Source organism: Nostoc sp. FACHB-152 (assembly GCF_014697475.1).
Classification (GTDB): Bacteria; Cyanobacteriota; Cyanobacteriia; order Cyanobacteriales; family Nostocaceae; genus Nostoc_B.
This window is the reverse complement of record NZ_JACJRV010000049.1, coordinates 1-14,489: the sequence shown is the minus strand read 5'-3', so window position 1 is coordinate 14,489 and position 14,489 is coordinate 1. Positions and strand designations below refer to the sequence as shown.

Sequence of the window (14,489 nt, the reverse complement as noted above, 5' to 3'; positions counted from 1 at the left end):
TTCCGAACAATGTGTTCTAAATAGTCAGCCCTGGTTAACCCTCTTGTGTCACTTTAGGCAGAAGAAAAATAGAATTCAGGATGAGCCAGGAAGAAAAAAATTGGGGAAGTGAGCCTATAAACGATGGCTTGAAGCGTAGAAAAACCCAAAGACAGTTGAGGAATAGGAAAAACTGTCAACCAGGAATATATGAGGTTAAATAGGACAAAAGGTTGAATAACTAAACGCAGATTGTTGAGAATATTCTTCCAACCTTTACCATTATCCCACCAGGGGTGAGAAGCAAATGTTGATTGAGGATCTGGGGGAGAAAGATGTAGAGATTCTGAATGAAGGCTAACCATCAAGTAGGCACTACAAATAATCTCCCACCACCGCTCGATATCTTCATAGCGAGTAAAACGATAATCTGCCCAACCTAATTCATTTTTACTTTGTTTTAAGCCATATTCAACCCAAGTTCTTAACCCATAAAAATTACCAACCTCTCTAGGTGTAATGTCGGGATATTTGCTCATGACATACCAGGTAGAGTTTCCAGGTAAGGTTTTAGTGTCTGTAGTAATTTGCCAATACCTATGTTCTCCACGTTTTCCGTGAATTATTTCTCGAATAAACCGATTCTCACTGCTTAAGTTAGAGAACACTCTTTTAAACCTTTGCCACTTTAAGTATTGAGTGTACTGCCCTTTAAGTAAGTCTACAGAATGGTTTGAGCGAATTGCCATTAAATAATTTAAATCAAGTTCATCTAGCACTGATATGAAATTCGTTCCACTCTCTCCATATAAACTATCTGCCAGCACCAAGTTGAATTTGAAACCCATTAACTGTAGTTTTTTGATTAGCATTGCCCCGATTTGAGGCTTGGTAAGATATTTATCTCCTGGCTTTAATTTTTCCCGTGGCTTATATACTTCAAATAGTAGGGGAAAAGTCATCCCGCAGAATACACCATACGCGGTGACTGCTACAACTCCATTCTCAATCTTTCCCAAATTTCCGATGTACTGCCGTTTCACATAATCTGTTGTATTTCCTTTCTTCTTATCTCCTGTTTCATCAATAATTAAAATGATTGGTCTTCCTTTTAGTACCTCTAAGATTAGTTTAAATCGCAAAGCTCTTAACTGTTCTACTTCCCAAGATGATGTAGTTAAGAAATGATGTAGTCCTTGATAATTATCTAGCCCGACAATTTTCGCTATTTCTGGTAGACTTTTTCGTTTTAAATCAGAAATACATCCTATATGTAGATATTTGAAAGCTTCAAAATTCCTAACATCTGAAAACAGGTTTTTATACCACAAGCAATATTCATCCACAAACTTGACGGTTTTAATGGGTGAACGAGGCTCTACCATGCTCTGTGTCTTCGTTCTAGGTTTTGTACATTATTATGCTACCGCGATAGTGACACAAGAGGGTTAAACCCAAGCATTCAGAGGCTATCCCTAAGCTTTTCCATATCAACCGATCATCTATGTTGCGACATAGGGATGGGGTGGTTAGATGGGTTGAGAAGTAAGTACTTTCTAAGGGTATCTGTTCCACCCCTCCCTATCCCAAACTCACGTTAATTCAGTGCAGGTTCAGTAGCAGCGTTAGAAGATGGAGCTTGAACAGACAGAGGCGCTCCAACGATCCAAGTGTCGTACTGGCGTGCAAGCTCTGTCCAACCTTCGGGCGGCGTTTGACCGATTTGGGGGAAGAATTCGTCGATGCCACCGGGGACGTAAGTGCCGAGCAACCGGGCCCTTCCGGGTCCAAGATTCACCCATCCATGCACAGTGTTACGGGGTACCACAACCGATGTTCCTGGCCCAGCCTCAAACTCTTTACCAGCACAGTGGAAGCGAAATCTGCCTTCCAGGATTTCAAAGATCTCTTCCCTATCTTGGTGATAGTGGAGTGGTGGGCCTGAGAACGGCGGAACATCCACTTCAATAATTGTGAAAGCCCCATCGACATCTTTGCTATGGATGCGGATAGCCATCTGCTCGTCGAGCATTGTATCGAACCAGTCGAGGTTCTCGCTCTGTCCAACAATTGCAACTTTGCTTTGATTGAATTGAGTACTCATTGTTTCAGGGGTAAAGGTAGTGTTATGAACTTACTGAGGTAACAAGCATCGCTCTTGTAGCGGTGGGTTTGATATTCTGGTTGCGATGAAACAGATTGGTTGGGTCATACTGGTTCTTGATCGCCACGAGTCGCTCGTAGGTGGCAGTCGGATAAACCTCACGAATCCGCTGCTCTCCTTCATCTGCCAGGAAACCCACATAAGCACCGTTAGCGTAGGGTAAGAGCGCCCGAAAGACTCGCTGGGTAAGGGCATCGAGACTGGCAGCATCGGCAGATAATGGTGCGAAATGAGTGATCAACACCATGCCCTGTTTATCACGATGAGCAAAGGCGGTCGCATCAGGTGCGACCCGACTCATTGCGCCACCCAGGACACGCAGGGAAATTAACGTTTCAGGAGATATGACAGATTGAGCAGATTCAACTAATGCGTGTATCATCTCGTCTGAGAACGTCTCGAAAAACTGCGATCGCGAATGATGTTGAAAGCCAGGGATCTCACCAACTCCTGTAAGCGCAAAAATCTCTGAATAGGGCATGGGGGCGATCAGGTCGGCGATCGGGGTGGCAAGCTGACGCAGGGGAGCCACAACCCCCTCACCCTCGCTGATGTCACCGATGTAGCAGACCATAATCCCGACGACTGGGGTTCCCTGTTTGTCAGGGGGAATGAAGGGGGCAGGAGGTGCCAGCATGAACAAAACTTCAGTGGAAAGTGCATCGGGTGCTGCTGCTGCTAGACGAGTATACTCTCGCAAAATGCGCTCTGCCTCGGTTGCCTCATAAAAGACAGCACCACCCAAAACAGTTCCGCCTGGATGTAGATTTACCTCGAAAGCCGTTGCAATGCCAAAGTTGCCACCGCCACCGCGTAAGCCCCAAAACAGTTCGGGATGTTCATCAGCACTAGCACGCAGCAATTGTCCATCTGCCGTAACTAGTTCCACTGCTTGCAGGCGATCGATCGTTAAACCGTAGGCACGAACCATCCAACCGATGCCGCCGCCCAGCAGCAAGCCACCCACACCCACAGAAGCAACGTCGCCTGATGTCAATGCCAATCCAAAGGTTTGGAGCTTTTTGGCAACCTCACCCCAGGTAAGACCTGGTTCCAAACGCGCTGTGTGGTGTACTGGATCAATTGTTATCGTCTTCATGTAGGAGAGGTCGATCACCAGCCCACCGTTATTGGTGCCATGTCCGGCTGCACTATGTCCTCCACTCCGCACAGAGAGCGTCATTGCCTGCTCACGGGCAAAATTGACAGCGATTTTGACATCTTCCGCATCAATGCAGCGCACGATCGCAGCAGGATAGCCATCAGCGAGACCATTCCAGACTTTTCGTTCAGCTTCATACGCAGGGTTACTAGGCAGGATCAGTTCACCTCGGATCTTCGAGGCAAGTATCGCGATCGCTTCTTCGTAGTCATGCAGCTTCTCTTGTGAAGATGCTATTTGAACATGAGTTTGCCCATTTTGCTCGTATTGAGCAGTTCTTTGATGTTGTTCTGACATTATTTACTTCCTTTCATTGTTTAAAGACATAGAAATACTCCTGTTCATCAATACGCTGTGTCATGAACAGTAATGGATTTACACCAATACACTCCTCCATTCACCATCTTTTGTGATGGCGAAGTTAACGCCGCTATCAATGACGAGCGATTGTTCAGTAACTTCCAAGACAGGAGCCTCAACCTGTTTCAGATATTTCTCAAACCATTTCACGGCAGTTGTGCTGGCAATTTCAAAACCTTCTCCCTGGAAACCGTCGAAGTGTCCACCCTTCAAAATGGTGAAAGACTTCGGCTCCATTGCACCTGCATAGACAGAGGCAATTAAATCAGGAGGTGTGAGAAAATCCTTCTCGCCTGCAATCAGACATAGCGGAGTGGGAAAGATCGCCTCCAAGTGAGGAACGGGTTCGTAATAGAGAGAATGCTCGATCGATTCAAAGGTGATGCGATTCTCCCATCGTCCTTCACTGGCGCTTTTAGCAGATTCAACCCAGGTATATGCATCAGGTGTCGGCAGAAAGCTCGGTTGTCCGGGTGGGGCAACCAGAGGAAAGTAGCTCACTTCCCCAGTTTGATACCGTTTGATGCGGTCTTGTGAAAGCAACGTTGTGAGTTCATCGAGGTCAAGGGGTGAAGTCAGACGACGGGAGTTGAGAAAAAGATTCACTGTCGGCATCTGGGCTACGACGGCTTTCACGCGCCGATCAAATGCCGCTAGATGCAGCACATGACCACCGCTATAAGAGAAGCCCCAAACACCGATGCGATGGGGATCAACTTCACGTTGGAGTTGAGTCCAGGTGATAGCATTGCGGTAATCCTCGTGCTGCTCGGTCGGGAGCATTTGTCCACGAGGTTCTCCCTCACTGCCACCGATGTAGCGGTAATCGAACAGTGTGACAACGAATCCAGCTTGAGCGAAGCGTTCAGCAAACTGTGGTAGACCCATCTCTTTGGTCAAGCCAATGCCATTCGCCATGACAATGGCAGGACAACGTTGACCAGATGCGGCTTGATCTGGAGTGTAAAAGGTGACGGAACACTTTAACCCTTTACTGTCAAAACTGGCAGTTCTTTTGTGCATCGCTCTCCTTTATTGCCTTATTTTTTCATTGCTCTTCTGGCATGAGTTCATCTTATGCTTTGGAAAGAAGGTTCTGAATACATAAACTTTGCAGTTTATTGCCTGATTTTCTCAAACAGCGAAATGGTGTTTAAAAGAGTCCTCTATAATAGGTGCAGGAAAACGATGAGAGGGATGTCTCACGATACGTCGCTAAGTGTTGACGAGGGCTTGGTATGGCAGATGAATTTCTAAAGCGCGAGACCACGATTGATGCTTGTCAAGAATTGGCAAGATTAGTGACTCGCCACACGGATGGCAGAGGAAACGGTGTTCATTCAACGGCGATCGCTCAGTTGGAATTTATGCGAGAATCTGCGGCTCCGACAGAACTCTGCACGGTGTATGAACCGACGCTTTGCATTATTCTTCAAGGCAGAAAAGAAACCTTACTAGGACAGGAAACCTATCACTATGGTGCGGCTCAATATATTGTTGTCACGGTTGATCTGCCACTCAGCGGAAATATTGTCGAAGCAACACCGGATCAGCCGTATCTCTGCTTTAAGCTAAGTCTGGACGCGACTGGGCTTTGGGACATTATTGACCAAATTCAGCGCCATCGAGATCAAAAAGAAAGTTCAGTCAGAGGCTTGTTCGTCAGCGATGCAAATGCTCCGTTGATTGATTGTGCTACCCGACTCACACGGCTTCTGGATACGCCCGAAGATATTCCATTCCTGGCACCGATGATGATTCGCGAAATCTATTACCGTCTTTTAATGGGCGACCAGAGCGAAGCGGTTTGGCAAATTGCGACCTCCGGCAGCCAGATGCAGCGCATTGCCGAGGTGATTAAACAGATCAAAGCAGAGTTTACAAAGCCACTGAGCATGGATGATTTGGCAAAGCAAGCGAGAATGTCTTCCGCATCATTTCATCGGCACTTCAAGGCAGTGACCTCAATGAGTCCGTTGCAATATCAAAAGCAGTTGAGGTTATTAGAAGCCCGTCGTTTGATGCTGGCTGAAAATGCAGATGCAACCCGTGCGGCGTATCAGGTTGGTTATGAGAGTCCTTCACAGTTCAGCCGTGAATATTCCCGCATGTTTGGTGCGCCACCTATAAAGGATATTGAGCGTTTACGAATTGCCTGAGTATTGACTGTTCAGCAATCGCTGAGATGAACGTTAAACTTAGTGGCTTAGTACATAAACCCCAATGCATACGATACCTTAGCCAATTTACGAGGGTGAGTTGATGTACAAACTGCCATTTCTCCGAAGCTGGGCAAAAACAATCAGTCCTAAAAATTCCTTCCAGGTTTCTCGCAAGGCTTTTTTAATTTTTGTAGACTCTTATTTTGGCAAAGGTATTGTATAAATAAGTATTTTTTCATAAAAATAAATTTGTCTTTATTAACTAACAGCAGAATATTAATTATTGTTTTCCATTCAAACGACCTGTTTGATAAAAATCAAGCAGGTTAGGAAAAGCTTTTTGTAGCAACCAGTTCCGCCCAATTTCTGATTCGGGAATATTTGAAGCAGCCATGTAATAACCACTTCTGTAAGCAGCTACACCTAAACAAGCTTGTAGGCTGGATATAGCCCGTGAAGAAACTGGAATAGGCATCAAATCTTGTATATGACTAGGATGATAATTTTGTCCTACCAGTAAAAAATGAACTAAAGTATGAACCAACCGGGGTAAGACAACTGTTCGGTCTTGCCAACGTTCTAAACGGGTCTTGATACGGAAGTAATCAGGTAAATCAGCTGCTTGAGATTCATCAAGGAACAAATCGCTTTGGCTTTCGATAAAACTGGAATCCAGACCTATAAACTGTTTAAGAAAAACAAGCGTTTTGCCCCAACGTTCGTGTTCCTTAGTTTCAGGAGAGAACGCACCTTCTGAATACTGTGAACCATACTTTTCTTGAAGCTGTACAACCGCTTCTTGATTGATATCACCTTGCCAGTCAGATTCAACAAAAAACTCTTTTAAAATATCTTGCAAGTAGATGGATGAAAACTCACAAATATTTGGTGCTTCATCATCAAAATCGTCTTCATAAGTATCAATAAGAAATTTCTCTAACTCGATTTCTAGCTCTTGCTTTCTATTAACTGGCAGTAATGATTTAGCGTCTTCTAAAGATAGAGGAAAATCTAAATAAGGATGTCCTTTAGCTAAGTAAGAATCACCTAAATCAGCTAAACTTTCAAGCGCAATAGTCCGGGCAAAATACTCATCTTGTGGGTGTACGCATATCCCCTCTAATTCCTTATCCACCAACATCATAGTAATTGCCAGTAGAGCAAACCATGAAGCATCGTGCAAACAAGTTGGTAAATCAGCAATTAAATCTACTAACTTCAGTTCTAGAATTTCTCCCCAAACGCCTATCCTAGCGGTATTAGAAACATCACAAAAATGCTCGACCTCTTCTCCAACAGATGTTTCTCCTAACCAAGTAAGATTTTCTACTTGCAAAGGTGAAGAGTAGTCAGGAGTTAGCTGATTTTGGCTGTCTTCATCGAACTGTATCCACATCAAAGCCAAGAGCATCAGCTTACAAATACTTACTCGCTTTAGGAGAAGATATTCAAGCATAAGTCATTACTTATAATTTTTAGATACATACCACGACATTTGCGATACCACCATAGCACAGGATAATTAGCCGTTCCTTAGTAAAAACCGCAATGCAATGAGAAACAGGGATAAAAAATAACTCACAAGTATGAATCAAAAAGTGTGCTTTAAAGAAAACAATTCGTCAAAATGATAGATATTAAAAGAACTAATGCTGACGCAGCAATAAAAGAAATATATCAATTCTCGCGTTATGAACTATATCAACAAAGTCATGCTAGTTGGCAGATGCGGACAAGAACCTGATCTTAAATTTTTCGAGTCCGGTGCAGTTAAGGCTTCAATCTCTATTGCAGTAAGACCACCCTACAGAAGTGAACAAGCTCTTTGGTTTGATTTAGTCGCTTGGGGAAATCAAGCAGAAGTGATTGGAAATTACATTCGTAAAGGAACTCAGATTGCAATTACTGGTGAGTTTGGATTTGATCGTTGGGCTGATAAAAATTCTGGCACTATGCGGCAAAAACCCGTAATTACAATCAATGCAATCGAATTATTAGGTTCACCCCGTAAGGAAGAATCTACATCTACTTCTGTATCAAACGAAACACAGGCTGTAGCTAACGCAAATTTCTAGAAAGTTACAAATCGCTTATGCAGTATAAATCATAGGCGATTAACCATCTAATCAATCTACAAACCAAACGACCATGATTCATAATACTGCAACTATTAATTTTAAATCAGTGAACACAACCCACGACAAAGAAGGTTCCTTGATTGCTTTTGGAATTGCTGAATTCTACTACCGTTCCAAGGAAGGAGTCGTTACTGACGAGATACCATTCCGTTCCAAAGGCGCACCTGCTGTCGTTATCAACGAACAGGGGGAAGGCGTACATGGTACAGCAGAAGGATATCTTGATTTAGTAGTAGATAACAGGGGTGAGTACAAAGAAAAGATTGCCACATTCGTAATTAGAAACTTTATCTCAGCACAACCGATTAACGAACTCACCCAAGTTAGCAAAAATTCTCACTCGCCTGAAACTCCCGATTTTGCTAAGGAACTACTCGAAGATAACGTTACTTCGACAAATGAAGACCTAGACGAAGAACCCCCATTTTAGAACCAACTAACTGAATAATGCTAGTCCAGACAGGTTTACTGGTTTGAACTAGCGTTATTTTTTTTCAAAAATCCAGAATAAAAATCCACTGTTTGGTAGAATCGCTGACATGGGTTCACAAAATCGCTTCATTAATATATGTCATCAACCAAAATAATTGCCACTTTCAATCAGTCAGGCGGTGCAGCTAAGACAACTATTACACACAATCTTGGATACCACCTTGCTAAAAAACACCGTGTACTGCTTGTGGATATGGACCCACAAGCATCACTAACAGCTTTTATGGGATTAGGGGAAGTCAAGCTGCAAACTGAACAAACTATCTATGGTGCGATCGCTGAAGAAACTCCCCTGTATATATGGGAAAAACCTATTCACGGGATGCACATTGTACCAACAAATATCCAATTGGCAGGTACGGAGCAAAAAATTTTTCATGACTTGACCATCGACAACCGCCAACGGCTCAAGTTTGTGCTATCAAATGTACTTGACCAGTATGATTATATTTTGATTGATTGCCCGCCTTCTTTAGGAATCCTAAGCATTATGAGCTTAGTCGCTGCTTCACACGTTATTATTCCTGTTGAAACGCAATATAAGTGCTATCTTGGCACCAACCAACTGCTAGAAACAATTGCCCGACTCAAAAAAGGAGGACACCAGAAATTACAAATTGCCTGTATAATTCCAACCAAATACGATAATCGTAATCTTCAAGACACAGGAATACTGGAAGAAATTAAACAACAGGTTGAAGGACGGATACACGTTACTGCCCCCATTCCTAAATCAACAGCTTTTCCTGACGCAACCCAAGCACATCTACCACTTGCACTCCACAAGAAAAACCACCCCGCAGTTAGCATACTCGAAGAAATTACAAAATATATTACTCAACTGTCAGTAACTCAGGGACAAAGCCACTGAGCTTGTAAGAGAAATCAAGCAAGCTGTACTGACCAGTCTAAGTCTAGAGAGGATTGATTCAAGGAATAAACTATAAGTTCTGTAAATCAATTCACAAAAAAGATGGTTACAGTTATTCAAGTTAAAAAGACTTCAGCGAATAAATTCGCTCCCGTCGCTTCCCTCTCAGGGCTAAAGCCTCTGAGTTTCCCGCTTACCGAGGATTTTGTATGAGCCAAAAACGCGAACTAGAAAAACTTACTGGACTGGATAATTTATTTGGAGATGAAGACGAACAATCTTTATCTGATTCCACTTTACCTTTATCTCAAATCATCCTTCCGCCGAGTCAGCCTCGTCGCTATTTTGACCCTGTAAAACTCAAATCGCTCGCTGACAGCATTAAGGAAGTAGGGTTACTAGAACCCATTGTTGTTAGAAAGATTCAGGAAGATAAGTATGAGTTGATCGCTGGTGAACGCCGTCTCAAAGCTTGTGAAATTGCAGGACTTGAGGAAATCCTTGTAGTCATTATTGAATGCGACGAAAAAAAAGCTCGTAAACTCCGCTTAGTTGAAAACCTCCAAAGGGAAGACCTCAATGCTTACGAGGAAACTATCGGAATTCTCGAATTACTAGCCGAAGAACTCGATGTTGACCAAGAGACAGTGGTCAAACTGCTCTATGACATGAATAACGAAAGCAAAGGTAATTCTAACCATAACGTTATGGTTAGTGATGAAGGACGAATCATACAAGATGTATTCTTGAGATTAGGAAAAATTACTTGGCAGTCATTTGTAGCCAATCGTCTTCCTTTACTCAAACTCCATTTAGATATCCAAACCGCACTGCAAAAAGGTGAAATTGAATATACAAAAGCTAAGGAAATCAACCGGATAAAAAATGATGATGAAAGACAGAAAGTTTTAAATAAAGCGATCGCAGAAGGTTTATCACTATCTGAAATTAGGATTCTAGTAGGAAATATTCTGACCTCACAGTCAGAAAGTAAGCCATCATCTCATAACCAAGAGCAAAAAGAAAAAGTTGACAAAATATACAAAGCACTTAGAAAAAGTAAAATTTGGAATGATGAGAAAAAGCTAAAAAAAATTAATAAGCTTTTTACTCAAATTGAAGCACTTCTAGAAGAAGAAAACAAAGATGATCCTTCTTTACAGCAAGGTAGTCTAGTCTCGGACAACTCTCTGTAAAAGGTACTGGATGGCTAGAAGTCAACTCATAGATTAAGTCATCATTACAGAGTATATTAACTGAGGATTTCTACATAGCCATCCGTTCCATTAACCCGAATTCTCTGTCCGTCATCGATCAGTTTGGTAGCATTATCCACTCCAACAACTGCACTTATGCCATATTCACGTGCGATAACTGCTCCATGTGTCATTAGACCACCAACTTCGGTAACTAAACCTTTTATGGATACAAACAATGGTGTCCAGCTAGGGTCAGTAAAGGAGGTGACTAATATATCTCCATCTTCTAGATCGGCATCTTCCATGTTTAAGATGACACGCGCTCGTCCCTCTATAACTCCAGAGGAAACAGGTAGACCTACAATAGCTTCGGTAGGGAGATTTTCTCGTTTGTACCGACCTGCAATGATTTCACCGTCAGATGTGATAACACGTGGCGGAGTTAGCTTTTCATAGTGTTTGTACTCGTCTTTTCGTTTGTTGATGAGCTGGTAATCCAGTTTATTTGTACGTACAACTGAGCGAAGTTCTTCAAAAGTGAGATAATATATATCTTCTTTTTCATGAATAACGCCCGCTTGTAAGAGTTGTTCGGCTTCTTTGAGTAAAGCTTTCTTATAAACAAAGTAGCGATTAATCATGCCGTATTTTGGATATTCACGATAACCGATGAAATTCCGGATTAAGCCGATCATTCGTTTGGTCTGTTCGGCCTTTTGTTCACCATCCGGTAATTGCTGCAATCGCTCTAATAACTCTTGTTCTTTTTTCAAAGCTGACTGTCGCCCTTGCTCAAATTTGCGATCGCCTGCACCAGGCTCAAAGTTTTTGATGTGACTGAGAATCATGGGGACAAGTGTAGTTGGTTTTTCACTCCAACGAGGTCTTGTAATATCGATTTCTCCGGCACATCGCATTCCGTATTTGTTGAGATAAGCATAGATAGCGTCTTGGGTTTCCTTTTCGCCATTAAACTTAACCAATTCATCCAAAAAGCTATCATCTTTTACTTGTTGTAAATAATCAATTACTTCAGGATAAGGACGAATCACATCTGCGACATCCAATAGTTCCAGACCCATTTCAGAAGTAATATTGTTGGGTACAGATTGAGAAAGCGTGTCTGCTACGTTTTTTTCATCTAACCACTCCTGCATTTTTTCATTGATCCACGATGAAGCATTCATAGCAGTCATAATCACGCCAAAACTTTGTGGATCGGATAAACTCTTCTTTAATTTCTGGATATCTTCTTGAATAAAATCAATCAGATCCGCTCCTGATTTCGTCTGGATGTTCTGTTTTAAATCTTCTATCGATGTTTGACTACGCCCAATCAAATCAGAAACGATCGCCGGATCGTATTCGGTCAGCGTTTGAAAATCCAAAGACGATGCACCCTTATTGCTGTTACCGGAACTTTGTTCTTGCTTGTCATCTGGTAACAATTTTATGAAATCTCCCCGATCTAGTATGGTCATAAGTGCGTCCCTTATAAGCGGATCGGATTTTCCCAAAACATCTACCAGAATTGTTCTTCTCACAGGTGAAGCTAAATCATGGGTGATATCAACAAACAAACGTCCACCCGCTTTATACATGGGTCGAGCAGCTGTTAACTGGAATAAAGATAATCCCAATGGTTTGATGGGATCAGTCATCATTTGTTGATGACCGACAGATACATAAACGTGATTTTGGCGATCGTTTGCTTCCGGAATGGGATATAAAGTAGTGATGGGGCGACTCTGGACAATATGAAATGTATCATCAGCCAAACACCATTCGATGTCCTGGGGGTGTCCGAAATGTTCTTCAATCTTCCTACCGATGCGCTCAAGCTGCAAAATCTGCTCGTCTGTCAGCGCTTGCCTATTCTGCCGTTTAGGCTCAATCTCCTGTTCTTTTGTACCGCCATCTTTTAAGGCATAAATAGCCAGTTTCTTAGTAGATATCTTTTTATTGATCGCTTTGCCGTTACACACTTTATAGATATCAGCATTCACCAGACCTCTGACCAAGGCTTCACCAAGTCCGAAGCCTGCATCAATGGATAACACCTTCCGATTAAAAGTGACGGGATCGGCAGTAAACAAAATTCCTGCCACCTGCGGAAAGACCATCTTCTGAACAACCACAGACAGGTGGACTTTACGGTGGTCGAAGCCGTTTTGAAGGCGGTACATTACTGCTCTCTCAGTAAATAGCGATGCCCAGCACTTGCTGATATGCTGATAAATTGCTTCCTTCCCGATAATGTTCAAATACGTATCCTGCTGCCCTGCAAAAGAGGCTGTCGGTAAATCCTCAGCAGTTGCGCTGGATCGTACTGCATAGGCATTTTTTTCTCCAAGCTTGGAGAGAAGGCGAACGATCTCTTCATTAATGTCTTGAGGGATGGTTATCCCTTCAATGAAAGAGCGAATCTCACCGCTAAGTTCACTGATTTTATCCCTGTCTTCCACCAATAGATGCGATAACTGTTCGAGTAATTCGTTAATCGACGGCGTTTCCCCAATGATTCTTTTAAAGGGTTCAGTAGAAATACAGAAGCCATCCGGTACAAGTATTCCTTCTATCTTGGTAAGTTCCCCCAGGTTTGCGCCTTTACCCCCAACAACGTTGAGTTTTGTTTTGTCAATATCTTGAAAACAAAGGACAAATGAACTCATCAGTTTTCCTCCTTTGGCAATTGATACTACGGTTGCAATCAGCCGCGGCAAACAGCCTTTGCATTACAATCAGGAGCTTCAAAAGTCCGCTACATTGCAATTGTTAGGCGGCTCCACTCACACCGCCTTTGTGTACTTCATAGCGCAACTCAGCCATGCCAGCACCCATCTGATGAACAGACACTAGGCGCAGAACTGGGCTTAGTACTCTGCGAGGGAATAGCGGCTTACCCTTGCCGAGGGTGGCCGAGCCAACCTGGATGATCAGCTCATCCAGTAAACCAGCATCGTAGAACTGACCAGCCAAATCTCCGCCTCCAACTATCCAGATGTTTTTGGTGCCGGCAGCAGCTCGCATTTCAGTGTGGGCGTGGTGTACATCTCCATTGACGAATCGGATGTTCGCACCTTCGATTATTGTCAGCTTGCGACTAGAGAATATCCAGGCAGGCTGAGTGTATGGCCACGCAAAGCCAGTCTCAGTGGCAACCTTTTGGGCGTTGCGTACCATCCACTCGTAAGTTGCTGATCCCATTGCCAACGCACCCACATCTGAAATGAACTCTGGATAGCTGGAGTCATTCAGGTCGCCAAGCCCAAACAGCCAATCTAGTGAGTCATTCTCAGTCGCAATGAAGCCATCAAGACTTGTCGCTGTAAAGTACTGAGTTTTCATTTTTGTATGCAACTCCTAAATATGACTTCAAGTGCATAACGGTGTCCATCACCTGCCGCAGATCGCCTTTGTATCATAACCGATCGCTCTCGGCGGTCGGTGTGCATGGGCGTTGTTATACGGCGTTCACGTTGGCGTAGCCTCTCGTAGAGAAGTGTGCCGTACCCCTGCGGGGAAGCAAGCTACGCGGAGCGTCTTTGACAGGAGAAGGTATAGCTCACTAGCTGCCGCTACCGCGATAGTGACACAACAGGGCTATTTGAAAATTTTTGAAAACAGGATAGTAGCGGAGGCGTTAGCATTCATTTGCAATTTAAGATTGTTATTTTTTACACGGACTTACGTCCAAATAAAGAAGAGAAAGCACTATAGCTAACGCTCAAATCCTTAAAAAGTAACTCTCACATAGGAGATAAAAATTATGGCTACTAGAACCAAAAAAGTTAGTTTAATTGATGACAACGCAATGGGTATTTACAAAATTGCTGACTACAACGAGCGTAAGTTTAAAGCCTTGCGGGGGGACAAAATGGTCTAGAATGCTTATCTTACAAAGAGTGTAGCAATTTGTGGTAAAAGAAAAAGAGCATTTATTCGCAATAAGCTCTATTTAA

12 protein-coding genes are annotated in these 14,489 nt (G+C 43.0%); 5 read left to right on the top strand and 7 right to left on the bottom strand.

Annotation, left to right across the window (positions count from 1 at the left end; all coding sequences use genetic code 11):
• Positions 1 to 53 precede the first annotated feature (53 nt).
• The 4 genes from H6G76_RS24425 to H6G76_RS24410 form a co-directional block, all read right to left on the bottom strand.
• Positions 54 to 1,364, bottom strand: a complete 1,311-nt coding sequence (locus tag H6G76_RS24425) for an IS701 family transposase (RefSeq protein WP_190706806.1) — start codon at positions 1,362 to 1,364, stop codon at positions 54 to 56.
• 212 nt (positions 1,365 to 1,576) lie between these two features.
• Positions 1,577 to 2,083, bottom strand: coding sequence for a cupin domain-containing protein (locus H6G76_RS24420; RefSeq protein WP_190706804.1), 507 nt, complete (start codon positions 2,081 to 2,083; stop codon positions 1,577 to 1,579).
• Between the two features lie 22 nt (positions 2,084 to 2,105).
• The gene (locus tag H6G76_RS24415) at positions 2,106 to 3,602 is read right to left on the bottom strand and encodes an FAD-binding oxidoreductase (protein WP_190706800.1); all 1,497 of its coding nucleotides are present in this window, start codon (positions 3,600 to 3,602) and stop codon (positions 2,106 to 2,108) included.
• Positions 3,603 to 3,680: 78 nt separating this feature from the next.
• Positions 3,681 to 4,688, bottom strand: coding sequence for an alpha/beta hydrolase (locus H6G76_RS24410; protein ID WP_190706797.1), 1,008 nt, complete (start codon positions 4,686 to 4,688; stop codon positions 3,681 to 3,683).
• 215 nt (positions 4,689 to 4,903) lie between these two features.
• Here H6G76_RS24410 and H6G76_RS24405 point away from each other — a divergent pair, with 215 nt between their 5' ends.
• Positions 4,904 to 5,824: an AraC family transcriptional regulator gene (locus H6G76_RS24405; RefSeq protein WP_190706794.1), complete on the top strand. Its 921-nt coding sequence runs from the start codon at positions 4,904 to 4,906 to the stop codon at positions 5,822 to 5,824.
• A 283-nt stretch (positions 5,825 to 6,107) separates the two neighbouring features.
• On the opposite strand, the gene H6G76_RS24400 is transcribed toward H6G76_RS24405, so the two are convergent.
• On the bottom strand, positions 6,108 to 7,283 hold the full coding sequence (locus tag H6G76_RS24400) for a hypothetical protein (protein WP_190706791.1): 1,176 nt from the start codon (positions 7,281 to 7,283) through the stop codon (positions 6,108 to 6,110).
• Between the two features lie 235 nt (positions 7,284 to 7,518).
• Here H6G76_RS24400 and ssb point away from each other — a divergent pair, with 235 nt between their 5' ends.
• The 4 genes from ssb (at position 7,519) to H6G76_RS24380 (ending at position 10,524) form a co-directional block, all read left to right on the top strand.
• Complete coding sequence (gene ssb, locus H6G76_RS24395) at positions 7,519 to 7,902, top strand: single-stranded DNA-binding protein (RefSeq protein WP_190706789.1); 384 nt, start codon at positions 7,519 to 7,521, stop codon at positions 7,900 to 7,902.
• Between the two features lie 73 nt (positions 7,903 to 7,975).
• Entirely contained in the window at positions 7,976 to 8,395 is a 420-nt protein-coding gene (locus H6G76_RS24390; RefSeq protein WP_190706786.1) for a hypothetical protein, read from the top strand.
• Between the two features lie 138 nt (positions 8,396 to 8,533).
• Positions 8,534 to 9,328, top strand: coding sequence for a ParA family protein (locus H6G76_RS24385; protein ID WP_190570473.1), 795 nt, complete (start codon positions 8,534 to 8,536; stop codon positions 9,326 to 9,328).
• 209 nt (positions 9,329 to 9,537) lie between these two features.
• On the top strand, positions 9,538 to 10,524 hold the full coding sequence (locus tag H6G76_RS24380; RefSeq protein ID WP_190706783.1) for a ParB/RepB/Spo0J family partition protein: 987 nt from the start codon (positions 9,538 to 9,540) through the stop codon (positions 10,522 to 10,524).
• Between the two features lie 56 nt (positions 10,525 to 10,580).
• Here the strand turns inward: H6G76_RS24380 and ppsA are convergent, their stop codons facing one another.
• Complete coding sequence (ppsA, locus tag H6G76_RS24375) at positions 10,581 to 13,199, bottom strand: phosphoenolpyruvate synthase (protein WP_190706780.1); 2,619 nt, start codon at positions 13,197 to 13,199, stop codon at positions 10,581 to 10,583.
• Between the two features lie 103 nt (positions 13,200 to 13,302).
• Positions 13,303 to 13,875 carry a dihydrofolate reductase family protein gene (locus H6G76_RS24370; protein WP_190706778.1) on the bottom strand — a complete coding sequence of 191 codons (573 nt, stop codon included), beginning with the start codon at positions 13,873 to 13,875 and terminating at the stop codon, positions 13,303 to 13,305.
• Positions 13,876 to 14,489: the final 614 nt, after the last annotated feature.

What these genes read in the sequence shown, in the direction of transcription:
- H6G76_RS24425 (WP_190706806.1), bottom strand. Translation starts at nt 1,364, where the DNA reads ATGGTAGAGCCTCGTTCACCCATTAAAACCGTCAAGTTTGTGGATGAA.
- H6G76_RS24420 (WP_190706804.1), bottom strand. Translation starts at nt 2,083, where the DNA reads ATGAGTACTCAATTCAATCAAAGCAAAGTTGCAATTGTTGGACAGAGC.
- H6G76_RS24415 (WP_190706800.1), bottom strand. Translation starts at nt 3,602, where the DNA reads ATGTCAGAACAACATCAAAGAACTGCTCAATACGAGCAAAATGGGCAA.
- H6G76_RS24410 (WP_190706797.1), bottom strand. Translation starts at nt 4,688, where the DNA reads ATGCACAAAAGAACTGCCAGTTTTGACAGTAAAGGGTTAAAGTGTTCC.
- H6G76_RS24405 (WP_190706794.1), top strand. Translation starts at nt 4,904, where the DNA reads ATGGCAGATGAATTTCTAAAGCGCGAGACCACGATTGATGCTTGTCAA.
- H6G76_RS24400 (WP_190706791.1), bottom strand. Translation starts at nt 7,283, where the DNA reads ATGCTTGAATATCTTCTCCTAAAGCGAGTAAGTATTTGTAAGCTGATG.
- ssb (WP_190706789.1), top strand. Translation starts at nt 7,519, where the DNA reads ATGAACTATATCAACAAAGTCATGCTAGTTGGCAGATGCGGACAAGAA.
- H6G76_RS24390 (WP_190706786.1), top strand. Translation starts at nt 7,976, where the DNA reads ATGATTCATAATACTGCAACTATTAATTTTAAATCAGTGAACACAACC.
- H6G76_RS24385 (WP_190570473.1), top strand. Translation starts at nt 8,534, where the DNA reads ATGTCATCAACCAAAATAATTGCCACTTTCAATCAGTCAGGCGGTGCA.
- H6G76_RS24380 (WP_190706783.1), top strand. Translation starts at nt 9,538, where the DNA reads ATGAGCCAAAAACGCGAACTAGAAAAACTTACTGGACTGGATAATTTA.
- ppsA (WP_190706780.1), bottom strand. Translation starts at nt 13,199, where the DNA reads ATGAGTTCATTTGTCCTTTGTTTTCAAGATATTGACAAAACAAAACTC.
- H6G76_RS24370 (WP_190706778.1), bottom strand. Translation starts at nt 13,875, where the DNA reads ATGAAAACTCAGTACTTTACAGCGACAAGTCTTGATGGCTTCATTGCG.